Source organism: Bacillus kwashiorkori (assembly GCF_001375515.1).
Lineage (GTDB): Bacteria > Bacillota > Bacilli > Bacillales > Caldibacillaceae > Bacillus_BK > Bacillus_BK kwashiorkori.
In genome coordinates this window covers 565,091-588,803 of sequence record NZ_CTDX01000016.1, presented here as the reverse complement: position 1 = coordinate 588,803, position 23,713 = coordinate 565,091, and the positions used below count along the sequence as shown (strand labels likewise).

Here is a 23,713-nt window from a genome sequence, read left to right as displayed (position 1 = left end):
TGTCTTTTCGACAGCCCTATTCTTTAATCATCATTTGAAGCAAAAATAATTAATGCAAAGCGAAGTAGTTCTAATAATGCAACTACTGCTGCAGCTACGTATGTTAAAGCTGCTGCATTCAGTACTTTTCTAGCACCACGTTCTTCATCATTGCGAATAATCCCAAGTGCTACTACTTGATTCATCGCGCGACTCGAAGCGTTAAACTCAACTGGTAATGTTACTACTTGGAATAGTACAGCGAATAGCATGAAAATTAACCCTACTACTGCAAGTTCTGTAAATGTAAAAATAATCCCAATAATGATTAAAATATACGATAAATTTGATCCTAAATTAGCCACTGGTACTAATGCTGAACGAAATTTTAGAAAGGCATATTCCTCTTGATCTTGTAATGCGTGACCAACTTCATGAGCAGCAACGGCTGTAGCAGCCAATGAGTGACCGTGGAAATTTTCTGGTGATAACCGAACAACTTTTGCACGCGGATCATAATGATCGCTTAAAAAGCCACGTCCCTCTTCTACTCGAACATCGTATAGACCGTTTGCATCTAAAATCTTTCTTGCTGTTTCGTAACCAGTCATGCTTGTAGACGTCGGCACATTTAAATATTTATTGTACGTATTTTTCACTCTTAAGCTAGCCCACAACGGGATTATCGTTATAATTGCAAAATAAATCAAAAATGTTGCCATTGAGACCCTCCATTACCTTTATACTAATATTGTTTGTATAAATCATACAAAAAATATATAAAAAAAGTCAATGTTTTTGCTTCTTTTCGTAGCGCTTTTTCTGTTCGTCAGCTTTATATTTTTTGAATCCGACATAAGATAGTGTTGCAATAATAATTCCACCTGTAGAAATAATGACCCACCATAACGATGGATCTGCCTCATCCTCTTGAACGTTATCAAAAATTGATAACAAATTCGTTTCCAAAGCTTCTAGTTCGTTTAACACCTCATCACTTGCTAGCATCTCTTTCGCATAATGCTGCAAAAATTGAATTTGGGCATCAACCTTTTGAAACTGTTCTTTGTTAGCGTCTAGCATAATGCTAGGGTAAATTATATCATATGCAAGTAAGAAAGAATTTAGTCTTTCATGATAGTAGTCTGTTTCACCAGTCATTACAGTTGTTTTTAACGTTTGAAAAGCTGCCATGACTGTTCCTTCCATATTTGTCCATAAAGGCTCATGGTTCGTATATATTGCATCCATTACTAAGCGGAACTTTGTAGCACTATTAACAACAAGTGAATGATCGATATTATCTGCCGACAATTTTTTATCGACATCACTGTACGCAAGTTGCAAAATTCTCAGTTCATCGAAATTAGTAAAATGCGTACTCTCTAAATGTTTTGTTAATTTTCCTTCAAACTGTTCTAATGCTTTCTTTGCTTCCCCATAACGTTTCGCTTCTGTTAATTGAAGGACATTATTGGCGATTTTATCAAGTTCTGTTATTTTTGCATCTGTAGCAAGTCCAATGCTAGGCTGTAAGAAAAAGAATAATACGACCACACAAACTAACCATTTATACTTCATACTTGTCCCCCCTATATTCCTAATAAAAACGTATGATAAGGAATACAAGAGTAGAACAAAAAAAGGGTCATTAAAAAATAAATTGTAATCGTCTGCTTTTTTTAGATAAACATAAAAAATAGGCAAGAGCTATGGAAAATATACTTAGCCAAAAAGTAAAATAGCCGATTTCTGCTATATATTTTTCTAAATTATAATGAGGGTACATAAAAAAAACATAATCAATAATATCATTATGTAAAGTCCATATACTAGCAATGATTATGTGCCGTAATTTAATCCGGTAATAAGGAGCGTACAATAACCCCTGAATAGCCATTCCTAAATGGGAAAAGATTAACATATAACCTGAAGCAGATAATTCTCCATGAACAATTAATGTCAATATGTTCATCACAACTGCCCATATCCCGTATTTAAAGAGAGTTATTATAGCTAACGATTCCATATATGGCCAATTTTTTTTCAGAAGAAAGGCAATTAATACAAATACAAAAAATAAACTAGCGGTAGGACTGTCAGGTACGAAGATAAGGAAAATGGTCGGTGTATCAGCAAGCTGATATTGATACCAAATATACCCATATACTGTACCTAAAATATTGATGATTAATAATAAAATAAGAAAATGTTTTTGTGATAATAGCGAATATAACCGTATCAAGATCCATCTCCTCCTATTTTTTTCCTATTATAAAGGAAAATAGGAAAAATTTAAACGCTGTTTTTTATAATAATCTTTAGTTAACATAATTTAATATTATGTTAACTATTTTATCCCATATAGCCCGAAGTCGACGAAAAAACTGGTGCGCAATGCACCAGTTTTACTTTGCCTCAATACTTTTAATGAACTCTGCCAATTTTTCCAACTCTTCATCGGTACCTTGGAATATTCCACTCGGCATAGCACCTATCCCATTAACGGCGATATCTTTAATTTCATCAACAGACTTTTCTGTGCCAACTAAGCCTGGATTTGCCCCAGAACCCTCGAGATTTTCTCCATGGCAGGCAAGGCAACTTTGTTCGTATATTGCATATCCTTCATGTGATTTGTCAACTTCTGCTTCTACTCTTATTTCTCCTTGACGCTTTGCAGCTTCCCAATCGTGATGTGCAGCAGCTTCCCAAGTTAAATAAAATACTGCCGCCACACCAAGAAGCATAAACCCTGTAGCAAGCGGTCTTTCAAGTGGGCGTCTTTTAGGCCCGCGATCAAGGAAAGGAGCAAGTAGCAACGCTGTAAATGCAATACCTGGAATTATAAATGCGCCTAACACTGTCCATTTACCGGAAGCAAACGAGTACTTCAAAAATTGATATAAGAATAAGAAGTACCAATCTGGCATTGGTATATAAGCTGTATCCGTTGCATCAGCAATTCGCTCTAATGGTGGTGGTGCGACAATCGTTAAACATAAGAACCCGATAAGAAATACTGCTCCAACTAACCATTCCTTTAATAAAAAGTCGGGATAAAAAGCCTCTGTTTTTCCTGGATACTCTGAATAGTCTTTCGGAATATTCGGCATACGATCGGACGCTTTTATACGCGAGTCGCCGACAAATTTCATTCCCTTACCTCTATGCATCTAATTTCTCCCCCTCCTTTGTCCAAGGACGCTTACATCTATTCCCACTATGACAAACGTAAAAACGGTTTATAGTGGCCCAGAAATACCTTGTTTTCGAATCATTAAGAAATGCGCGCCAATTAACCCAAGTAATGCTGCTGGCAAAAAGAATACATGAATTGCAAAAAATCTCGTTAAAGTTTGTGCACCAGTGATGTATGTATCCCCCGCTAACAACATCTTAACCTGGTCACCAATAAACGGTGTTGCTTGGGCAATATCTAATGTAACTTTTGTTGCGAATAGCGCTTTCATATCCCATGGTAATAAGTAGCCTGTTAACCCTAGACCTAACATAACGAAAAAGATTAGTACCCCTACAATCCAATTCAGTTCTCGTGGCTTTTTATATGCACCTTGGAAAAATACTCGTAAAGTATGTAAAAACATCATTACTATAACAACACTTGCACCCCAATGATGCATTCCGCGCACCATTTGACCAAACGCAACTTGGTTTTGCAAATAATACACCGACTGCCAAGCTCGTTCAATATCTGGAACATAATACATCGCTAAAAACATTCCAGATAAAATCTGAATAACAACAACGAAAAATGTCAATCCACCAAAACAGTAAACAAAAGCTGAAAAATGATGTGCTGGATTTACATGTTCTGGCACTTCATGATCCGCGATATCTCGCCATAAAGGCGTAATATCTAAGCGTTCGTCAACCCAATCATAAATTTTGCTTAACAAGATTACGCCCCCCCAACTTCTTTTGCACGTGTACTTAAATAAAGTATTCCATCTTTAACTTCATATTGGTAACGATCTAGCGGTTTCATTGGCGGTGTATTAGGCACATTTTTACCATCCTTTTCATATAACCCTTTATGACAAGGACAGTAAAATCGATTCGGATGTTTTTCATCATTCCAATTAACGTTACAGCCAAGATGTTTACAAATTGGCGAAAGTGCAACGATTTCTCCTGCACCATCTTTATAAACCCATGCTGTTTGAATTACCTCAGACTCATGCCATGCGTCGATTTGGTTAAATGGAAATTCAACCCGCTGTGGTTCTGTCGTTATTTCATCTACTTTCACTTTTGTCGCAACAAACTCTGTATCTGTTTTTGCTTGCAAAACAGGATCTACTGCAAAGCGAAGCATAGGCATAACAGTACCTGCCGCCATAAAACCGCCTACTCCCATTAGCGTATAAGATAGGAACTGGCGTCTAGTTACCCGTTGCTTACTCAAGCTATTTCCCCCCTCTTCGTAGTCTCAACCCTTTGTCTAACAATTAAGACATTATCATAATATATCAATATGATATGAAAATCAATATAATAGTAACTTTTAAAATATAATTACTATTATTTTTAACTAGTTTCAGTTTCTTGCCAAATATCTACAATGATGTTTAATAATTGTTTAACTTGATTGTCCATAATTGATAGTTTATAAGAATCTTCCATCGAATCTAAAGGGATGGAAGGTACCCAAATAAAATCCCCCCCAAAATCTTCTACATACTTTTTCAATACTGATTCAGTCGATAAGAAAACAATATGTTTAAAATTTGCACTTTTTAACTCGTCCATGAACGGTTCAAGAAGGAATACGTTTTGCGAATCATTACTATTTGGTAAATAAGGAAATGATGGCATTAATAAAATTCTACCTCTAAATTGTTTTTCTAATTGCAGACAAAGAAGTTGTATAAACTCCGCTGCATTCGCCGATTCTTTACAGTTATCTCGCAATGAAATCGGAATGACTGGTATAAGCACCGTATCAACATATTGTTTAGAATCTAAATACAATAAACTATCCTTAGCATTCCAACGCGTTTCCTTCACCCCCTAAATTTTTTCCGCAATCATTACTAATTCTCAAAAAATATTAGAATTAACTGTGAACTTACATAGATTCGACAATATCATAACATAATTCGTTCACAACTCATGAATGAATTGTGAACATTTCATAACAATTTTATGAACAATCGACTTACCTTGAATTCATTATATTTTATTAAATCACTTTTGTAAAATAATTTCCCACGCTAGACGCTGCATACCTTTTTTGCGAACATTCATTTTCTATTACGCCTCCAAAAAATTTGGCCTCCGCTGCCGTCAATAGATTGAACTATTAACGATAGATACGGAGGCCTTTTTTTTAAATGCGAAACTATTCATTTCAATATCGAGTTTAGTTCATTGGTTAATTGGATAAATAATGCATGATTCTTATCATCTAACGCTTGATCAATCTGTTCCTTTAAACGTTGTACTTGAAAATGAATTAAACTATAATCAAGAAATTCTTTTGCCAACTGTTTATCTTTCTCACTAATTTGATAAAGTTCAGGCATGTATGGATTTTCCTCTAATACCGATAAATAGCGAAATGATTTATTACCCGCGTGGAAATTCAATTGTATATATATATCTTCATTCCGATTCAAACGAATATCATGAAACGACTTTTCTGCGTCTGTCGTCATCACTTTATTTTTATAGAAACGAAATGGTGCATCATCGACACATTGCGTGGACATAACTAGCCCACGTGGGCAAAATTTCGCCTGTTCTACAAAATGAACTTTTTCCATCAGCTGATCATGGCTCATCAAATAATTAAGGATCCATACACATTCCCGACGTTTTAATTGATAGTTGTTCAGAAACCAGCGAATAAATTCTTTTTTCTCATTCACCGATACAGGAGTGGCCATCATTTTTCCCTCCTCATTTTGTTCTTGTTAGAAAGAAGGTGAATCAAATTAGCTGCTGAAAAATATGTGGACTCTAAGTGATTACCTTATTTATCATTGTTATAATGATTCACTTAACCGTTCTAATACATCTGCATATTCTAAATTAGCAGGGTTCATTTTTTGCAGTTGTTTAAATACTTCGATGCTTTCCCCTATATTTCCTTCTTCTAATAGGAAAAATCCATAATTCTGCAAGAATTCTTCATTCGTCTTAAAAAAATTATATGCTTGACGGTAATAATTTAATGACTCTAAATATCGTTCTTCTTTTTCACAAGCGATAGCAAGATCCCAAAGTAAATATGGGTCTTCCTCTCCTTCTTCTAAAGCAGGAATTGTGCGCTCCATTACTTCAGCATAATCATTCTCTGTGAAGGAAATTTGGTTTAATGTCATTATTGCTTCCACATATGATGGATCTAGATTTAGAGCCTTGTTTAACATTTCCTTTGCTTCGTTTACTTTTCCTAATTTCGTTGCAAGCTTTCCGCCGAGAAAATACAACTCCTTTTGAAAAGGATTGACGGATAGTCCTGCTTTCACTGACTCAAATCCTTCTTCGATTAAATCCTGATGTTCATATGCTTTTGCCAAATATAAATAAACACTTTCAAAGTCTGGATCTAATTGTGTCACTTCAATAAATTTCTCAACGGCCGCTTCGTGATAGCCTGCTTGAAATGCGGTTAAGCCATGGCCAAATAAAACATCCACTGTTAGTTTTGCTACTTCGGCTTGTTCATAGTAAGGTAATGCCTTTTCAAATTCACCTGCTGCACTATAAACGTTTGCTAATCGTTCATGAATATTTATACCTGCTATCTCATCCTCAGTTTTTAGCACTTGTTCATATTTATATACAGCTTCATGCAGTTTTCCAATGGAGAAGTATAGTTCTGCTAAAGCAAACTGAATAACGGGTTCGGTAGGCAAAAGTTTTTCTGCTTCAAGTAATTTTTTCTCACTAACTTCAAATAATGCTTCCCGTTCATATAATTCTGCTTGCAAAACCAATGCTTGCGGATAGACTAGGTCTGCCATTGTTATTTTATCCAATACTAGTAAAGCATCGTTAATTTTATCATCATTCACATAAATTTCTGCTAATAAAATCAACAACTCTCCTTCATCCGGAAAATTTTCTAACAAATCTTTGACAAGTTTTTCAGCCTCTTGTAAGAATCCTAAATCAAACAATTCATAAGCAAAAGCTTCTTTTTCCTCATCGCTTCCCGTTTTTTGTATTATGTCCATTAATTGATATGCTTTTTCTAAATTTCCTGCAGATAATGCTTCGATACATGCTGATATATTGTCCATATATTTTGCTCCTTTTACTACTAAATTCAATTTTCACCCTCGTGTTATTGAAAAAATGACGGTCGTTTAATAATAAGTTCGCTTCCTTTTTTTTGATTATAATATATCTTTTTGTCTACACGAATTACTTCCCCTTTATGTACCGTTATGACTAATTGGAGATTATCAATCGATTGTTGTGATTTTTCCTTTATATCCCCTTTTTGAATATACAGGTTATAACTTAATTCGCCACCAGCTTGTAAATATCCTTTTAACGGATATATCCCTATTTTTTTTAAAACTGAAAGAGATAGCTTGGACATTTCTTGTAGTGGGTGCTCAATATGAGGAATTTTTTCTCTTTGCAGTATCGTTACCCAAGTTTGTAGTAATTTTTTCTTGACAGATTCTTCTCCATGAACTACTGGAATAAGCGGACAATTATAAGGAAATAATGCTTCGCGAATCCAACCCCATGGAATTTTATAAAGGTCCCGTACATCATTGAACTCAATAAAAATAGCTGGGATTTTTTCTCGTTTGCATTTTTGAATAAATGGTACAGTAAATATTTGAATTGGAATTTTAACTCCTATTGTAAAATCTAATGGACCTTTTTGATAAAATTCACGAACTTCTTCGATTTTTTCATCGAGCTCATGTAAATAAGTGACATTGGCAGAAACAAGTATAGTCGTACAACCTCTTAGCAGGAACTGTTGAATGAAATAGTTTTTCTCTTTAAACATCGGTTCCATTTTAGGTAGACCATTTTGATAAAATACATCGGTAGCTGACATGTAAAATTTATCTGCATTCATTTTCATGTAGCGATATTTCGCAAACTCTGGCTGAACGGATAAAATTTTTTCATTGTCAACTAATAGAGATGCTTTAATAAGTCTATTTTGTTTAATTAAATTTGCATTCTCAATAATATATGTCATAAAACCACCTCCACTGGTCTTATGACAAGCTATGATGAAAACGAAAAAAATATGATAAGTAAGGAAGAAGTATTCAATAATTTAATAGTAGAAAGGATAATTATCGATTTTTTAAGCGGAACGAAGAGGGCTGACGCTTAGGACAGCCCTTATTTCAAAAAGCATTTATTTAAATCTTGGAAAAAGCTTGGGTAAGAGATAGAAATACATTCTGGGTTTTCAAGTATTACTTCTTCCTTGCAAATAGTAGCAGCAATTGCCAGCATCATTCCAATACGATGATCTCCATGACTATTGACTATTCCACCAGTTAATGGCCTTTTCCCACGAATAATCAAACCATCATCCGTAGCTTCTATATCTGCACCTAATTTTCGTAGCTCTGTTACTACTGTATCAATTCGATTGGATTCTTTAACCTTCAATTCACTAGCGTCTTTTATAATCGTTGTTCCTGAACATTGAGTTGCTAATAAGGCAATAATAGGGATTTCATCAATTAATCTTGGGATGATTTCACCTTCGATTACTGTGCCCTGTAATTCGGAAGCCTTGACAATGATTGTTCCAACACGTTCACCATTCTTGATGGAAGGCTCGGTAATCGTAATTTTTCCGTTCATTTGTTGCAGCACTTCAACGAGACCAGTTCTCGTCGGATTTAAACCAACATTTTTTATAGTTACTTCCCTTCCATCACTAATGGCGGCCATTACGATAAAAAAGGCAGCAGAAGAAAAATCACCTGGAACGTGAATATCTTTCCCTAGTAAAGATTGTTGCCCCTCTACGATAATTTCATTACCTTGTCTTCTAAGTTGTCCACCAAAATATTGCAACATAATTTCTGTATGATTGCGTGAAGGAGCCTTTTCATAGATGGTCGTTATTCCATTTGCCTGTAGTGCGGCAAAAATTAAGGCAGATTTAACTTGAGCACTTGCTACTGGCATATGGTAGTTGATAGCTTGTAAATTTGCACCGCGAATTGTCATCGGTAAATATTGATCATTATTGCGACCGATAAAAGTTGCCCCCATCATTGTAAGAGGAATAGTAATTCGTTTCATCGGCCGATTATTTAACGATGCATCACCTGTGAACGTAAAAGTGTAAGGCAAACTTGCTAATAAACCAAAAAGCAATCTTGTTGTCGTTCCTGAGTTACCTGTATAAAGGACATCTCTCGGTTCTTTTAAACCATGAAAACCATTACCGATAACAGTTACTTTTTCATCTGATTGTTGAATGTCGACACCTAATTGACGAAAACAGCGAATAGTTTGTAGTACATCCTCTCCTACTAACAAGTTAGTAATGGTTGTTTTTCCGTGTGCAATGGCGGCAAACATAATCGCGCGATGTGAAATAGATTTATCCCCAGGAACTTCTATTATCGTCTTTACGGGATGACCCGTAAAATGTAGCTTCATTATAGTCATTTGTTCCTTCCCTCTTTAATAAATATTTCAATAGTCATTTATCCCAATTTGTTAGCATTTCTAATATAACCGCTTCTTCTATTGCTGAAACTATCGGCTGCCCTAAAGATGGCAATAAAACAAAATAGATTGTGTTGTCTATAGATTTTTTATCGTGTTTCATTCTATAAATTAGTCGTTCTAAGTTACATTGTTCTGGAAGATTCGTTTGATAACCTAATCGTTCTAACCACTTAACAAAGGCATTCAAAGGGAATGAGAGATTGTATTTTCTTTCACTTAATTTCAATGCAAAAATCATCCCAATTAAGACCGCTTCGCCATGGGTAATCTTTCCATAGCCAAGTTCTGCCTCCATTGCGTGTGCCAATGTATGGCCAAAATTTAAAAAGGCGCGGATACCCGTTTCTTTTTCATCTTCTTCCACCATTTTTTTCTTTACAGCAATGCCCCGCATTAACGGTTTCATTATTTTAGCCGTCCTAATATCTTGGATGGATTGAATATGGTTCATTAAATCAATTAGAAATGGTTCACTGCCGATAATGCTTTCTTTAATAATTTCGGCAAAACCAGAACGGCATTCATGGTCAGGCAATGTTTTAATGAAACGTACATCATAAAAGACTGCTTCTGGATGATGAAAAGCACCGATCAAGTTTTTTCCTAACGGATGATTAATCGCTGTTTTACCACCAACGGAACTATCGTGGGCTAGTATTGTTGTAGGTACTTGAATAAACGGGACTCCGCGCATAAAAGTAGCGGCAACAAAGCCGGTTAAATCCCCTACCGCTCCTCCGCCAAAAGCAATAAAAGCAGATTTCCTATCAAGTTGCTCCTTTAATGCAAATGTAAGAACTTGTTCATATATTGTCATCGTTTTGCATAAATCTCCACTTGGTACAGTTGTATAACAGTAAGAAAGATCATTTGGTAATGCTGCTTCCAAAGTGTGCCAATGCAACTGATAAACGGTATGATCCATTACAATACAATATTTTGTATGTTTCTTCTGCTGTAAATGGTTCCTTAATTCTAATAAAACATCTTCTCCGACTAAAACCGGATATTTTGCTGTATCTGTTTGAATATGTATTATTTCTTGCATTAAAACTCCCTCGCATATTGGCGGTATTTTGAAATTTGCTCTTCCAATTGTCCCATTTGGTCTGAGTGAAACTGCTCAATTATTGCCTTGGCAAGTTCCCAAGCAACGACATGTTCACATACAATCGAAGCACTTGGTACCGCACAACTATCCGACCGTTCAATACTCGCTTGAAACGGTTCTTTTGAATCTATATCAACACTCATTAACGGCTTATACAAGGTCGGAATTGGTTTCATTACACCTCTAACGATAATTGGCATTCCAGTTGTCATGCCGCCTTCAAAACCACCTAAATTATTCGATAATCGGAAATATCCACGTTCTTCATCCCACGCGATTTCGTCCTGGACTTCGCTACCCCATTTACGACCAGCCGCAAAACCAATTCCGAACTCCACCCCTTTAAACGCATTAATACTTACTACCGCAGCTGCAATTTTTGCATCTAACTTACGATCATAATGCACATAGCTACCGATTCCTGGGGGCATTCCAGTCGTAATTACTTCCACAATTCCACCGATAGAGTTTCCATTTTTCTTTGCTTCGTCAATTTTTTGCATCATTAATTCGCTTGCTTCTTCATCTAAACAACGGACTGCCGAGAGATTTACTTTTTCATTAATCTCTTGGGGTAAAAGTGACGCAGCAGTATTTTCAGCTTTAATTCCACCAATTTCAACTACATGTGATGCTAGTTCAATACCTAGTTGGGCTAATAATTTTTTAGCGACAGCCCCAACAGCAACTCGTGCAGCTGTTTCACGAGCGGAAGAACGTTCTAGTACATTCCGTAAGTCACGATGTCCATATTTAATGCCACCATTTAAATCTGCATGACCTGGTCGGGGTTTCGTAATTTTCCTCCGTCCTTCATTTGTTAAATCTGTCAAAGGCTCCATTCCCATAATTTTAGTCCAATGTTGCCAATCTTTATTTTCTATTGTCATTGATACCGGTGATCCAAGTGTCAAACCATGCCTTACTCCACTTGTTATTTGTACCTGGTCTTTTTCAATTTGCATTCTCCGCCCACGACCATAACCTTTTTGCCGTTGTGCTAGAGACTCATTAATATCCTCGGCAGTTAATGGCAATCCAGCTGGTAGTCCTTCAATTATTACAGTTAGTTGTGGTCCGTGGGATTCTCCTGCTGTTAAATAACGCATATATACTCACCTTACTACTTATATTTTTTATAAAAAAACGTATCGAATGATTCAAAACCATATTGTTCAGCATCAAAGATTTGTTCAGTACTACCTACAAACAAAATTCCTCCTATCTTCAAGGCCTCACTGAACTTTTTATACAACATCATCTTTGCCTCTTCTGTAAAATAAATTAACACATTTCGACAAACAATTAAATCAAAATGTTGATCAAACCGTTCCGCTAATAAATTTTGCTTTTTAAAAGTAACTACTTTTTTCAGTTTTTCATCTACTTTATAATGGTTTTGTTCTTGAATAAAATACTTCTCTTTTATTTGTTCCGGAACTTCGTTAAGTGCCCTTTCTTGATAAATTCCAATTTTAGCTCTTGCTATTGCATTTTCATCAATATCAGTAGCTAATATAGAAATTTCATTGAGAGGAACTAATTGATTTAATACCATGGCTAAAGAATATGGTTCTTCTCCCGTAGAACACGCAGCACTCCAAATTTTTAATCGTTTTGAATTTTCCAGTAAATAAGGAAATACTTTTGCTTGTAAAATATCCCACCGACTTTTATTGCGATAAAATTCAGATACATTGATTGTCATACGATCTAAAAATGCATAATAGAGGGAATTATCTGTAGTCATTGCTTGGAAAAATTCAACAAAGGTTGAAAAACCATGTTTTTCATATAATGAAGTCAATCGTCTTTTCATTTGTGCTTCTTTATATAGAGCGAGATCAATACCTGTTTTCTTTTTCACTTTCATAATAAAATCTTGATAATCTTGGGACATGTTTTTCTCACCACTTTTATATATTCAAAAAATATTGTAAGTTCCTATGAAATAATGGAAAAGCCCTGCTAATGCAGGGCAGTTTATCCGAAGTAAAAGATTTATAACCAATCATTTATTTGTTTTGAATAAGTAATCAGTTCTGCTTCATTAAAGAAAAGCGAAATTTCTCTCTTAGCAGATTCCAAACTATCAGAACCATGAATGACATTTTTCCCGACCGTTAATCCATAATTCCCACGGATAGTTCCTGGTGCAGCATCTTTCGGATTAGTCGATCCCATCATTTGTCTAGCCACTTGAACAGCATTTTCACCTTCCCAAACCATTGCGAAAACAGGTCCAGAAGTAATGAAGTCGATTAACTCTTGGAAAAACGGCTTTTCCTTATGTTCTCCGTAATGTTCTTCCGCAATTTTATCGGTTACTTGCATTAATTTCGCACCCACTAATTGAAACCCTTTTTTTTCAAAACGGGCAACGATTTCACCAATTAAATTCCTTTGCACCCCATCTGGTTTAACCATTAAAAACGTTCTCTCCATCATGTATTCTCCTATCCTTGAATAATTATGTATGCGATTTCCAAAATCATCTTATCACTAGTTACTTATTTTCGCAATCAATAATATTCATTCTATTAAAAATTTCTCTTTCCAATAAAGTTGATGACCGTCGTTAATAAGTCTTTCGCTTCATTGTCTGGTAACCCTTTCAGTATTTCTAACGCTTTCTGTAAATATTGATTACTAACAACAATAGATTTTTCGATAGCATCCGTTGCTTTTATAGCTTTAATTAACCGTTTTAATTTATTTAAGTCCATATTTTCGTGAACTTGTCTAATTTCTGCAGCTAATAGCTCATCTTTTAAAGCAAAAAATACAGGCAAAGTAATATTACCTTGTAATAAATCACTGCCAGCTGGCTTTCCTAATTGTTTTTCGGTAGCAGTGAAATCTAATATATCATCCGTTATTTGAAAAGCCATACCTGCATAGTAGCCAAATTTACGCAACTTCACTTGTACATCTTCAGTAGCATTCGCACAAATGGCTCCTAATTCACAGCTAGCGGAAATTAATAATGCTGTCTTCCGTTTTATCCTTCGAAAATAGGTAAAGATAGATTGGTCAAAATTATATTTATCTCGAATTTGCTCTATTTCCCCAATACTTAATTCTACCATTGTTTTCGATAATATTTGGTGTGCTTTCTCTTCTTGTACTTTTGTAATTAATTCTAACGAACGCGCTAATATATAATCACCAACATACATTGCAACTCGATTATCCCATTTCGCCTTTACAGTTAGCCTCCCACGTCTTAATTCTGCATTATCAATAACATCATCATGAATTAAAGAGGCCATGTGGATCATTTCTAAAGAAACAGCTACATTTTTCACTTTCTCAACATCAGCAGTTCCAAATTTACTAGCTAAAATAACGAGAATGGGTCTAATTCTTTTACCTCCTGCTTGTAAATAATGCAACGATGCTTGTTTTAACAGTGGTGATTTTGCATTTAATGTAACTTCCAGTTCTTTTTCAATGTTTTTTAAATCGTTTTTTAAAAGAGCATAAACCGTTTTAAAATTCATATTAGTCCACCTATCATCCACAACCTTCATTACTCTTTTGGCTTCTTACCGATATGAACGGCAGATACTCCGCCAAAGTATTGTTTATACTGAACATTAGTTAATCCCGCCGCATAAAAATCTTCTGCTAATTGATCTGCATTAGGAAATGCTCGAGCTGATTCTTGTAACCATGAGTACTCCTGAAATTTCTTAGCAAATATTTTCCCAAATAGCGGCATAATAAAACGAAAATAAAAATAATAAGCTTGCTTAAAACCGATTAATGTTGGTTGTGAAGTTTCCAATGAGACTACTAGTCCACCAGGCTTAACGACTCGTCTCATTTCGGCTAGTACTTGCTTGTGGTCTGGTACATTGCGAAGACCGAAACCAATCGTAGCATAGTCAAAAGAGTTATCTGAAAACGGCAATTCCATAGCGTTACCGTGAATGAGCTCTATGTTAGATAGATTATTATTTGTAACTTTTTCTTTGCCTACTTTTAACATATTTTCACTAAAGTCTAATCCAACTACTTTTCCGTCAGGACCAACCGCTTGACTAAGGGCAATTGTCCAGTCAGCAGTTCCACAACAAACATCTAAAGCACTTTTTCCTTTTTCAACTTTCATTCGTTTCATCGTATCTTTACGCCAGCGAATATGTTGACGAAAGCTGATAATAGAGTTCATTTTATCGTATTTTGTTGATATATTTTCAAATACATGATGTACTCTCTGTTCTTTTGTTTCCGTCACGATGCCTCACCCCTAGTTAAATTACGATTGACTCGTCAAAGTTAAGTGAACTTGTTAATTTTTTATTAAAATTATTCATTTGAGGCATTTGGTTTTGCAATGTATTAATTCTCACATGAATTTTCTCCATATACTCATTCATAATTTTTTCTGATATTGAATCAAAACCATATCCACTATCCACATTTCTCGTGTTGAATACATTTTTTTCTAAGTACGTTTTTATTTTTTCTTGTTCATTTTGTAGCAATTGAAGAAATAACCAATTTTCGGTAAACTCACCCCAAACTGGTTCATGAAAGAATTCAGCAACTTTTTGAAAGATTGCTGTTTCAATTAACTTCATACTGTTCATAAATTCTTCTGTAGTTTTTTGTTCACCTTTATAGATGAATAATTTATGTTCATTCACAATTCGAATCCCTTCTGCCAAATAACGAATCATCTCAATATTCGGGATATCTGCTAACGTTTTATAATATAAACCGCTATAATAATCCCCAGCAAGAACGGTTAATTGGCGCTCTTTAAAATCGGGAATGTGATTATCATTGGATACTAAATCATGAATATCTAATGCGGCAATGATTAAAAACACCGTTACAACATATTTTTCAATATGATCATTAGATAGTTGTTTTGATTGCAGCATTAAAACTAGTAGTAATATTTTTTGATCGTCAATAGGATAATCATCCAAATTTTCTTGAATATACGGATGATTTTTTGCTTTAATTTGCTGTTTTATGTTCGTTATTAAAGTATTAATACTATTCATGGAATCATCCTCTACTACCATTCTCCCCTTAGGAATGAAGAAAGTAATTGCAACCAAATTTACGTTAAATAAATTATATCATAAAACGGTTATATTTTTGCAGATTAAAAATTATCTTAAACATCATATATTATATAGTTTATTACTATTTTCCATCACTCATAACGGTACCGAACGGGGAAATGATTTCTGCTTTGCCCCGGACTTTAATAGCAGAAGTATGTTCGGTGAACTGAGCTAACATAACTTCACCTTTATCTAATTTTTCAGAGTGATGAAATCTAGTATCTGTACCACGGGTCAATCCGATGACATTTACACCATCATCCATCGCTTTTATAATGACATAATCATTAGTAATAACTTTTTTTTCCAATGGCTGATCCTCCTTAGAGTTGACTGTAGTAATTATTTACCAATTAAGCTTAGCACTTCTTTTCGATAGAATTCATTTTCTTGAAAAACCCCTCTCACAGCAGTGGTAACTGTTTTAGACCCAGGTTTTTTTACACCGCGCATCGTCATACACATATGTTCTGCTTCAATAACTACCATGACACCATATGGATTTAGTTTCTCCATCATGATATTTGCTATTGTTTTTGTAATACGCTCTTGTAATTGTGGTCGCTTTGCAATATCTTCTACTGCTCTTGCTAATTTACTTAATCCTGTTACTTTTCCTTCTTTTGGCAAGTAAGCAACGTGAGCATGGCCGAAGAACGGAACGAGATGGTGTTCACACATGGAATAAAAAGGAATATCTTTAACGAGAACTAGCTCTTCATGACCTTCTTCTGTGAATATGGTGTCAAAATGTTTTGCAGGATCTTTCGTTAATCCCGCAAACATTTCTGCATACATTTTCGCCACTCTTTTTGGGGTATCGATTAAACCTTCTCGATTTGGATCATCACCAATTCCTTCTATGATTAAACGAACCGCTTGTTCAATCTGTGCTAAATTTATTTCATTCATGTCATTTCCCCCCGTAATTTCCGACAAAAAACTGTCCAAGCATAGTTAAAATAAAATAATATTTAAATAAGGGCTCTGTAAAAGTTTCACACAGCCTAAAGAAAAGATATCACCTATCATATTAGCATACGAAAATTAATGTAGCAAAAAGAAAGCAGCCCGCAAGCGAGATATAAAAATCCCTACCATGCACGAGTCGATGACGACTTAGCAATGTATCGCTTCCTTGTGACTACCCTTTCATAAACAGATGGTGGGGTTTATTTTGAATTAAATAAGAAAGGAGCTGAAATTATATCAGCTCCTTTCATTATTCAAGTGAATATGTAATTATTTCACTGCATCTTTCAATGCTTTACCTGGTTTGAATGCAGGAACTTTGCTTGCAGCAATTTCAATTTCTTCACCTGTTTGTGGGTTACGTCCTTTTCTTGCAGCACGTTCACGAACTTCAAAGTTACCAAAACCAATTAGTTGTACTTTGTCACCATTTTTTAAAGCATTTAAAATTGAATCAAAAACAGCGTCTACTGCTTTTGTTGCATCCTTTTTAGAAAGTTCTGCAGCTTCAGCAACAGCATTTACTAATTCTGTTTTGTTCATGCCATTCACCTCCTCCCAAATGAAAAGGGTAGTGCAAAAATATTTATGCCTCTAATATTCAAAGAGTGCATTAATTGTCCTAATCTTATTTCCAATAATGGAAAGTTCAACTAAAACATTTCTGTTTTAAAGATTATCACAATAAAAAAATCATAGCAAGATAAATCTACAACTTTCGCTAACTTTTTCGTGAATTATACTAAAATCTAGCCCTTATTTTGAATTTTTTTAAATAAGTAGCGAAAAATCCTACTACATCAACGTTTTTGCCAACTTTCATACTTTTTAAACATAAAAATTTCTAATATTATATAACCATAAAAAAAACTGCAATTGGAAAATTCCAATTACAGTTTTAGAACATATGAAAGTCCATTTTATAATATGATAGCGATTAATCCACCAGAGCCTTCATTAATAATTCTTTCCAACGTTTCTTTTAATTTGTATCTTGCATTTTCTGGCATTAGTGCTAATTTCGCTTGAATCCCTTCTCTTACAATCGAGTTCAAGTTTCTTCCAAATATATCGGAATTCCATATGGATAATGGATCATCTTCAAAGTCTTGCATGAGATAGCGCACTAGTTCTTCACTTTGTTTTTCAGTACCAATAATTGGAGCAAATTCGGACTCCACATCCACTTTAATCATATGAATAGACGGTGCAACAGCTTTCAATCGGACACCGAATCTTGACCCTTGGCGAATAATTTCTGGCTCATCCAGGCTCATATCATGTATAGATGGTGCTGCAATACCATAACCTGTTTGCTTAACCATCGTTAATGCGTCAGCAATTTGATCATATTCTCTTTTTGCATGGGCGAAATCTTGCATGAGCTGTAGTAAATGGTCTTTTCCACGTATTTCTACCCCAACAATTTCTTTTAACACTTGGTCATACAATTCATCAGGTGCATGCAAATCAATTTCTGCAATCCCTTGACCCATTTCCATGCCAGCTAGACCAGCACCTTCGATAAATTCATATTCTGTAAACGATTGAACGACACGATCAACATCTCTTAAACGTTTAATATCTTTCACTGTCTCTTTTACTGCTTCTTGATAACTTTGCCGCAGCCAATGGTCGTTCTTTAATACCATAACCCAGCTAGGGAGATTCACATTTACTTCTAACACTGGGAATTCATATAATGCTTCACGTAATACATTTAGCACGTCCGCTTCCCGCATACTTTCGACACTCATCGCTAATACAGGAATATCATATTTTTCTTGAAGTTCTTCTCTTAGTAGTTCTGTTTCATGATGGAAAGGCTTTGTCGAGTTAATCACCATAATAAATGGTTTTCCTACTTCTTTTAGTTCTTCCACTACTCTTGCTTCCGCATCTTCATAATCCTTCCGAGGTATTTCGCCTATAGAACCGTCAGTAGTAATAACAACACCGATAGTAGAATGTTCTTGAATTACTTTTCTAGTTCCTATTTCTGCAGCTTCATGAAATGGAATTGGCTCTTCATACCATGGAGTATTAATCATTCTTGGACCATTTTCATCTTCATAACCTTTTGCTCCAGGTACAGTATAGCCGACACAGTCTACTAGGCGCACATTAACATCTAAACCTTCGCTAACATGAACTTTTATTGCTTGATTTGGTACAAATTTTGGTTCAGTAGTCATAATAGTTTTTCCAGCTGCACTTTGTGGCAGTTCATCTTGCGCCCGTGACCGCTCCGCTTCATTTTCGATACTTGGTAATACAACTAATTCCATAAATCTTTTAATAAAAGTTGATTTTCCTGTGCGAACTGCTCCAACTACTCCGATATAAATATCTCCACCAGTCCGTTCAGCAATATCTTTGAAAATATCTACCTTTTCCAATTAAATCCCTCCCGAAGAGTCAATTGCTGGGATATAATATCCGTTTGCTTTTATTAGACAGTATATGTTTATGATGTTGTCCTATTAACTTATGACTATTATTTTAGTAATTGCTTAAAAAAGTTTATAAAGACCAGTTTGCTTACTAGTTTAACAGGACGAAAAAAAAACCCTCTCATACAATATACTTTGTATAAGAAGGGTTATGACAAAAATTTGATTTTAAATTAAGTTTTTTAACGAAATGAATTTATTTATCTAAAAACTGTGGATCGCCATTTTCGTCAATGGTCATTGGAAAAGAGTATGCTGGTACAAATGGTGAATCTATCGACAATAAATAGCGCAGATCCTCCCCAGACTTAATCTCTTCTTTTCCTACTTCTTTCGCCTTTAAGTAAAGATCACTTCGATAGTCCACATATATAGTGCCAGCTCCTGAGATTACGAGGGATAAATTTTGGCCTGTATATGGACTAATGATAACTGGCTCCTCTTTATAACCCAATTCTTTAAAGTTAAGAGAGAATAGCTGCTTACTCAAACGGTCTTGATATGGCGGATATTGTTTCATTGTCAAACGGAACTGAATATCACGAATTACTTCTGCAATCTTTAAATCAAATATTTTTACTTCAGGGGTTGTTTCGGGATCAATAATGACATATTGATATATCCCACCTTTTTCAAACGCATTTGCTGGTATAGCATTCAAGTAGCTAGGTACCAATTTATGAAAATCAATTAAATATTTTATGTATATATCCGTATCATGTTCCTTTGTTTTAATAGGGAGAATACCGTTATTTTCTTCCCTAAATTGTTCCATTGCGCGTTGTACTGATGTTAGCATCTCTTCGTTTGGAATTTTTTGCTCAACATTTTCATGGGCATTTGGATAAAGACAGCCAGTTAATGTAGCAACAATAATAATGTTTAATATAATAAAAACAATACGTCGCAAAGCTATCATTCCTTTAAATTTTATAGGCTGTTTTGTAAGATTCATTGCTTTTTCCTACAGTTCAAAAACATGACGAGCGTACTCATCTAAGGATTGAAGAATTACAATCAGGAGAAATCCTATAATGAAAGATGATTATATTTTGAATATCAATACTTTATTAATTGTACAACAATCCTTGAATTTAATGAGGTTCCTTCCTTTCCTCAAGTTAATCGACACTTGGCCCAGAAAAAACAATAAAGAAAATAATAATCCCTGCATAGATCATAAGACCGTAAGCGATTGTTGCTGTTACGACACGAAATACCCCTTTTAATTTATGCCTGCTTAGTAAAATTAATATTATAGCGATTAACATGAATCCCATTGCTGCGAATGAAATCCACATCCTAATTAATGCTTGTGACAATACAGCCACCCCTTTATTCTATGATAGTCTATCGGAAACGCTTTATCGGAAAATATTTTAACATAAAATGATAAAATAGTATTGTATTTAGATTCGGGGGAAAGAAGTTGTTATTAGCACTGTTTCCCTCTCCACTTCCACAGGGAACAAATAAATATATGACGATAAATTGGAGGACAAATTGGAAATGGGATTGCAACCAATATTTATCGTAAACGATATAAAATAAAAAAACTGATTGAAAGCGGGACGTTGCACTTTCAATCAGTCTGATATATACCCATCTCATGGCTAATTTTTTCATTTTCGTAGCATTGTATGCATTTTCAGCACAGTCTGCATCCTCGTTTGCCTAGTAAAAACCGCTTTTCTAAGGATAATTACGAAAAAAGCAAATTTACCTTTTCAGTAAAATTACATTTTTTCAATAATGTCCACAAGATCTTCCATTTCGTGAGTTTTCATTCTCGTCATTAATTCGTCTACTGCCTTTTTCGGTTCTGTCTCACTAAAGAGTACCTCATATAATACAGTTGTAATAGGCATTTTCACATCAAACTTTTTCGCAAGTTGATATGCAGCTTTCGTTGTTCTTACTCCTTCTACAACCATCCCCATTGAATCAAGTATTTCCTCGAGTTTCTTTCCTTTTCCTAGCATATTCCCAGCTCTCCAGTTTCGGGAATGAGTACTTGTACAAGTAACAATTAAATCACCAATTCCAGTTAATCCTGAAAAGGTTAATGGATTCGCGCCCATCTTTGTTCCTAATCTTGCAATCTCGGCGAGACCTCTCGTCATTAGTGCTGCTTTAGCATTATCCCCATAACCTAAACCGTCAGAAATTCCAGCTGCTAAAGCAATAATATTCTTCAGTGCTCCGCCGATTTCAACTCCAATTACATCTGGGTTTGTATATACTCGGAAATTTGCATTCATAAATAAGTCCTGAACTCGTTCGGCTGCCTTCATATTCGTTGAAGTAGCTACGACGGTTGTTGGATGTCGCAAACTTACTTCCTCGGCATGACTAGGGCCAGATAAAACGATAATATCTTGTAAAAATTGTTCAGGAAATTCCTCCTCAATCATTTCCGAGATTCTTTTTAACGTATCCGGCTCAATTCCTTTACTTACATGTACCACTGACATTGGTTCTGTTAAGAAAGGGATTAAATTTTGAATAACTTCTCGTATCGCCTTTGTTGGAACAGCCAACACAATTGTCGTAATCCCATTAATTGCTTCTTGCAAATCATGATAAGCAAAAATATTATCTGGCAAAGTAATATTTGGTAAATACGAATCATTTCTACGTGTTTGATTAATTTCTTTAATATGTTCAAGTTTATTTCCCCATAAGCGGACGGTATGACCATTATCTGCAAGAACTATTGATAACGCTGTTCCCCAACTGCCTGCACCTAAAATTGCAATTTCTTCTTGTTTTCTAGACATATCGACATCTCCTTTACTTTCTTGCACGAGGAATTATTTTTATAGGTGTACCCATAAAGTCGAAAGCGTCACGAATGCGATTCTCGATAAAACGTTCATATGAAAAATGGAGCAGTTCTGGCTCATTTACGAATAGAATGAATGTTGGCGGTTTAATCGACGCCTGTGTGCAGTAATATATTTTTAGACGACGTCCTTTATCAGTAGGTGTTGGGTTCATCGCCACCGCATCCATAATTACATCATTTAATACATTTGTTTGGACTCGCATGTTTTGACTTTCGCTAACTTTGTCAATTAACGGCAATAAAGTATGTAATCTCTTTTTCGTTTTAGCAGAAACAAAGCAAATAGGGGCGTAATCTAAAAATAAAAATTCATTACGAATTTTCTTTTCAAATTCATTCATTGTTTTTTCATCTTTTTCAATAGCATCCCATTTATTGACAACAATTATAACTCCTCGTCCTGCTTCGTGCGCATAGCCTGCTATTTTTTTATCTTGTTCAATAATACCTTCTTCAGCGTTAATAACGACTAAGACAACATCAGAACGTTCAATTGCACGCATTGCCCTTAAAACAGAGTATTTTTCCGTTTTCTCATAAACTTTTCCGCGTTTACGCATACCAGCTGTATCGATAATAACATATTCATTCCCATCGTATGTATAAGGTGAGTCTATTGCATCTCGAGTTGTTCCAGCAATGTCACTAACAATTACACGTTCTTCTCCTAAAATTGCGTTAACTAATGATGATTTACCTACATTTGGTCGTCCTATTAAACTAAATTTAATTGTATCATCATCATAAGTGATATCTTCTTTTTTCGGAAAATTTTTAATAACTTCATCAAGAACATCGCCTAAACCTAATCCGTGGGCTCCTGAAATTGGATAAGGTTCTCCAAAACCAAGTGAGTAAAATTCATAAACTTGCTCACGCATCTCTGGATTGTCTACTTTATTCACAGCAAGTACAACTGGTTTTTTTGAGCGAAATAAAATCTTCGCAACTTCCTCATCTGTTGCTGTCACACCATCCCTGCCACTAGTAATAAAAATAATTACATCTGCTTCATCAATGGCAATTTCCGCTTGCTGTCTTATTTGTTCTAAAAATGGTTCATCGCCAATGTCAATTCCGCCTGTGTCTATAATATTAAAACTTTGATTAAGCCATTCCCCAACTCCGTAAATTCGGTCACGAGTGACACCAGGAACATCTTCGACAATGGAGATTCTTTCTCCGACGATTCTATTAAAAATTGTTGATTTCCCTACGTTCGGTCTACCAACAATTGCCACTATCGGCATTGTCATATTATTCACCTCATATTTAATTACAAATTACTTTAAATCAAAAATATCCTTATAACGGTAAAATGGTAAATATTTGTGATATAGCACATATTACGCTATATATCTTAATTGCAAAACATACGAAAAAACTCCTCGAGAACACCGCACGAAGGAATGCGCAGCATTATCGAGGAGTTTCGCGCCACCCCATGCTGTTTCAATTTAGTTGGAATTTTAGCACCCTCAGCTTACTTGATTCCCAATTACATCGCTTTCCCATTGTAACAAAAAATCTATTGATTGAGTAGTTACCTTACACA

26 protein-coding genes are annotated in these 23,713 nt (G+C 35.1%); all 26 read right to left on the bottom strand.

Annotation, left to right across the window (positions count from 1 at the left end; translation table 11 throughout):
- Positions 1-23 precede the first annotated feature (23 nt).
- A complete protein-coding gene (locus tag BN1242_RS12105) occupies positions 24-701 on the bottom strand; it encodes a zinc metallopeptidase (protein WP_062356396.1) in 678 nt (225 codons plus the stop codon).
- A gap of 67 nt (positions 702-768) precedes the next feature.
- Positions 769-1,560, bottom strand: a complete 792-nt coding sequence (ypjB, locus tag BN1242_RS12100) for a sporulation protein YpjB (protein ID WP_062356393.1) — start codon at positions 1,558-1,560, stop codon at positions 769-771.
- 70 nt (positions 1,561-1,630) lie between these two features.
- Positions 1,631-2,224 (bottom strand): lipoprotein heptaprenylglyceryl N-acetyltransferase LhaT, encoded by a 594-nt coding sequence (gene lhaT / locus BN1242_RS12095; protein ID WP_062356391.1) that lies wholly within the window; start codon positions 2,222-2,224, stop codon positions 1,631-1,633.
- Positions 2,225-2,387: 163 nt separating this feature from the next.
- Entirely contained in the window at positions 2,388-3,155 is a 768-nt protein-coding gene (locus BN1242_RS12090; protein WP_062356388.1) for a menaquinol-cytochrome c reductase cytochrome b/c subunit, read from the bottom strand.
- A 69-nt stretch (positions 3,156-3,224) separates the two neighbouring features.
- On the bottom strand, positions 3,225-3,899 hold the full coding sequence (gene qcrB, locus BN1242_RS12085) for a menaquinol-cytochrome c reductase cytochrome b subunit (RefSeq protein WP_062356375.1): 675 nt from the start codon (positions 3,897-3,899) through the stop codon (positions 3,225-3,227).
- Between the two features lie 2 nt (positions 3,900-3,901).
- Entirely contained in the window at positions 3,902-4,408 is a 507-nt protein-coding gene (locus BN1242_RS12080; protein WP_062356371.1) for a QcrA and Rieske domain-containing protein, read from the bottom strand.
- A gap of 122 nt (positions 4,409-4,530) precedes the next feature.
- The gene (locus BN1242_RS12075; protein WP_062356366.1) at positions 4,531-5,010 is read right to left on the bottom strand and encodes a YpiF family protein; all 480 of its coding nucleotides are present in this window, start codon (positions 5,008-5,010) and stop codon (positions 4,531-4,533) included.
- Between the two features lie 338 nt (positions 5,011-5,348).
- Positions 5,349-5,891, bottom strand: a complete 543-nt coding sequence (locus BN1242_RS12070) for a ReoY family proteolytic degradation factor (protein ID WP_062356363.1) — start codon at positions 5,889-5,891, stop codon at positions 5,349-5,351.
- Between the two features lie 99 nt (positions 5,892-5,990).
- The gene (locus BN1242_RS12065) at positions 5,991-7,283 is read right to left on the bottom strand and encodes a tetratricopeptide repeat protein (protein ID WP_238985138.1); all 1,293 of its coding nucleotides are present in this window, start codon (positions 7,281-7,283) and stop codon (positions 5,991-5,993) included.
- Between the two features lie 14 nt (positions 7,284-7,297).
- Positions 7,298-8,182, bottom strand: a complete 885-nt coding sequence (locus BN1242_RS12060; RefSeq protein WP_062356359.1) for a hypothetical protein — start codon at positions 8,180-8,182, stop codon at positions 7,298-7,300.
- 149 nt (positions 8,183-8,331) lie between these two features.
- Positions 8,332-9,624 (bottom strand): 3-phosphoshikimate 1-carboxyvinyltransferase, encoded by a 1,293-nt coding sequence (gene aroA / locus BN1242_RS12055; RefSeq protein ID WP_062356355.1) that lies wholly within the window; start codon positions 9,622-9,624, stop codon positions 8,332-8,334.
- 34 nt (positions 9,625-9,658) lie between these two features.
- Positions 9,659-10,735: a 3-dehydroquinate synthase gene (gene aroB, locus BN1242_RS12050; RefSeq protein WP_062356351.1), complete on the bottom strand. Its 1,077-nt coding sequence runs from the start codon at positions 10,733-10,735 to the stop codon at positions 9,659-9,661.
- Positions 10,735-11,907, bottom strand: coding sequence for a chorismate synthase (gene aroC, locus BN1242_RS12045; RefSeq protein WP_062356346.1), 1,173 nt, complete (start codon positions 11,905-11,907; stop codon positions 10,735-10,737). The genes aroB and aroC overlap by 1 nt, the downstream gene beginning before the upstream one ends.
- A 14-nt stretch (positions 11,908-11,921) precedes the next feature.
- Positions 11,922-12,698, bottom strand: coding sequence for a CheR family methyltransferase (locus BN1242_RS12040; protein ID WP_062356341.1), 777 nt, complete (start codon positions 12,696-12,698; stop codon positions 11,922-11,924).
- Between the two features lie 101 nt (positions 12,699-12,799).
- The gene (gene ndk / locus BN1242_RS12035; RefSeq protein ID WP_203226060.1) at positions 12,800-13,246 is read right to left on the bottom strand and encodes a nucleoside-diphosphate kinase; all 447 of its coding nucleotides are present in this window, start codon (positions 13,244-13,246) and stop codon (positions 12,800-12,802) included.
- 92 nt (positions 13,247-13,338) lie between these two features.
- Positions 13,339-14,301: a heptaprenyl diphosphate synthase component II gene (gene hepT, locus BN1242_RS12030; RefSeq protein ID WP_062356336.1), complete on the bottom strand. Its 963-nt coding sequence runs from the start codon at positions 14,299-14,301 to the stop codon at positions 13,339-13,341.
- A gap of 29 nt (positions 14,302-14,330) precedes the next feature.
- Entirely contained in the window at positions 14,331-15,041 is a 711-nt protein-coding gene (locus BN1242_RS12025) for a demethylmenaquinone methyltransferase (protein WP_062356333.1), read from the bottom strand.
- Between the two features lie 16 nt (positions 15,042-15,057).
- Positions 15,058-15,840 (bottom strand): heptaprenyl diphosphate synthase component 1, encoded by a 783-nt coding sequence (locus BN1242_RS12020; protein WP_062356330.1) that lies wholly within the window; start codon positions 15,838-15,840, stop codon positions 15,058-15,060.
- A gap of 124 nt (positions 15,841-15,964) precedes the next feature.
- Entirely contained in the window at positions 15,965-16,195 is a 231-nt protein-coding gene (mtrB, locus tag BN1242_RS12015; RefSeq protein WP_072136195.1) for a trp RNA-binding attenuation protein MtrB, read from the bottom strand.
- Positions 16,196-16,227: 32 nt separating this feature from the next.
- Entirely contained in the window at positions 16,228-16,797 is a 570-nt protein-coding gene (gene folE, locus BN1242_RS12010; RefSeq protein ID WP_062356325.1) for a GTP cyclohydrolase I FolE, read from the bottom strand.
- Between the two features lie 330 nt (positions 16,798-17,127).
- The gene (locus BN1242_RS12005; protein ID WP_062356321.1) at positions 17,128-17,400 is read right to left on the bottom strand and encodes an HU family DNA-binding protein; all 273 of its coding nucleotides are present in this window, start codon (positions 17,398-17,400) and stop codon (positions 17,128-17,130) included.
- A gap of 377 nt (positions 17,401-17,777) precedes the next feature.
- On the bottom strand, positions 17,778-19,256 hold the full coding sequence (spoIVA, locus tag BN1242_RS12000; RefSeq protein WP_062356317.1) for a stage IV sporulation protein A: 1,479 nt from the start codon (positions 19,254-19,256) through the stop codon (positions 17,778-17,780).
- A 250-nt stretch (positions 19,257-19,506) separates the two neighbouring features.
- On the bottom strand, positions 19,507-20,265 hold the full coding sequence (locus BN1242_RS11995) for a hypothetical protein (RefSeq protein ID WP_238985137.1): 759 nt from the start codon (positions 20,263-20,265) through the stop codon (positions 19,507-19,509).
- A gap of 166 nt (positions 20,266-20,431) precedes the next feature.
- Entirely contained in the window at positions 20,432-20,632 is a 201-nt protein-coding gene (locus BN1242_RS11990; RefSeq protein ID WP_062356313.1) for a DUF2768 domain-containing protein, read from the bottom strand.
- A 414-nt stretch (positions 20,633-21,046) separates the two neighbouring features.
- Positions 21,047-22,090, bottom strand: coding sequence for an NAD(P)H-dependent glycerol-3-phosphate dehydrogenase (locus tag BN1242_RS11985; RefSeq protein WP_062356309.1), 1,044 nt, complete (start codon positions 22,088-22,090; stop codon positions 21,047-21,049).
- A 13-nt stretch (positions 22,091-22,103) separates the two neighbouring features.
- Positions 22,104-23,414, bottom strand: a complete 1,311-nt coding sequence (gene der, locus BN1242_RS11980; protein WP_062356305.1) for a ribosome biogenesis GTPase Der — start codon at positions 23,412-23,414, stop codon at positions 22,104-22,106.
- Positions 23,415-23,713: the final 299 nt, after the last annotated feature.

What these genes read in the sequence shown, in the direction of transcription:
- BN1242_RS12105 (WP_062356396.1), bottom strand. Translation starts at nt 701, where the DNA reads ATGGCAACATTTTTGATTTATTTTGCAATTATAACGATAATCCCGTTG.
- ypjB (WP_062356393.1), bottom strand. Translation starts at nt 1,560, where the DNA reads ATGAAGTATAAATGGTTAGTTTGTGTGGTCGTATTATTCTTTTTCTTA.
- BN1242_RS12090 (WP_062356388.1), bottom strand. Translation starts at nt 3,155, where the DNA reads ATGCATAGAGGTAAGGGAATGAAATTTGTCGGCGACTCGCGTATAAAA.
- BN1242_RS12070 (WP_062356363.1), bottom strand. Translation starts at nt 5,891, where the DNA reads ATGGCCACTCCTGTATCGGTGAATGAGAAAAAAGAATTTATTCGCTGG.
- BN1242_RS12060 (WP_062356359.1), bottom strand. Translation starts at nt 8,182, where the DNA reads ATGACATATATTATTGAGAATGCAAATTTAATTAAACAAAATAGACTT.
- aroA (WP_062356355.1), bottom strand. Translation starts at nt 9,624, where the DNA reads ATGACTATAATGAAGCTACATTTTACGGGTCATCCCGTAAAGACGATA.
- aroB (WP_062356351.1), bottom strand. Translation starts at nt 10,735, where the DNA reads ATGCAAGAAATAATACATATTCAAACAGATACAGCAAAATATCCGGTT.
- aroC (WP_062356346.1), bottom strand. Translation starts at nt 11,907, where the DNA reads ATGCGTTATTTAACAGCAGGAGAATCCCACGGACCACAACTAACTGTA.
- BN1242_RS12040 (WP_062356341.1), bottom strand. Translation starts at nt 12,698, where the DNA reads ATGTCCCAAGATTATCAAGATTTTATTATGAAAGTGAAAAAGAAAACA.
- ndk (WP_203226060.1), bottom strand. Translation starts at nt 13,246, where the DNA reads ATGATGGAGAGAACGTTTTTAATGGTTAAACCAGATGGGGTGCAAAGG.
- hepT (WP_062356336.1), bottom strand. Translation starts at nt 14,301, where the DNA reads ATGAATTTTAAAACGGTTTATGCTCTTTTAAAAAACGATTTAAAAAAC.
- BN1242_RS12020 (WP_062356330.1), bottom strand. Translation starts at nt 15,840, where the DNA reads ATGGTAGTAGAGGATGATTCCATGAATAGTATTAATACTTTAATAACG.
- folE (WP_062356325.1), bottom strand. Translation starts at nt 16,797, where the DNA reads ATGAATGAAATAAATTTAGCACAGATTGAACAAGCGGTTCGTTTAATC.
- BN1242_RS12005 (WP_062356321.1), bottom strand. Translation starts at nt 17,400, where the DNA reads ATGAACAAAACAGAATTAGTAAATGCTGTTGCTGAAGCTGCAGAACTT.
- BN1242_RS11995 (WP_238985137.1), bottom strand. Translation starts at nt 20,265, where the DNA reads ATGAATCTTACAAAACAGCCTATAAAATTTAAAGGAATGATAGCTTTG.
- BN1242_RS11985 (WP_062356309.1), bottom strand. Translation starts at nt 22,090, where the DNA reads ATGTCTAGAAAACAAGAAGAAATTGCAATTTTAGGTGCAGGCAGTTGG.
- der (WP_062356305.1), bottom strand. Translation starts at nt 23,414, where the DNA reads ATGACAATGCCGATAGTGGCAATTGTTGGTAGACCGAACGTAGGGAAA.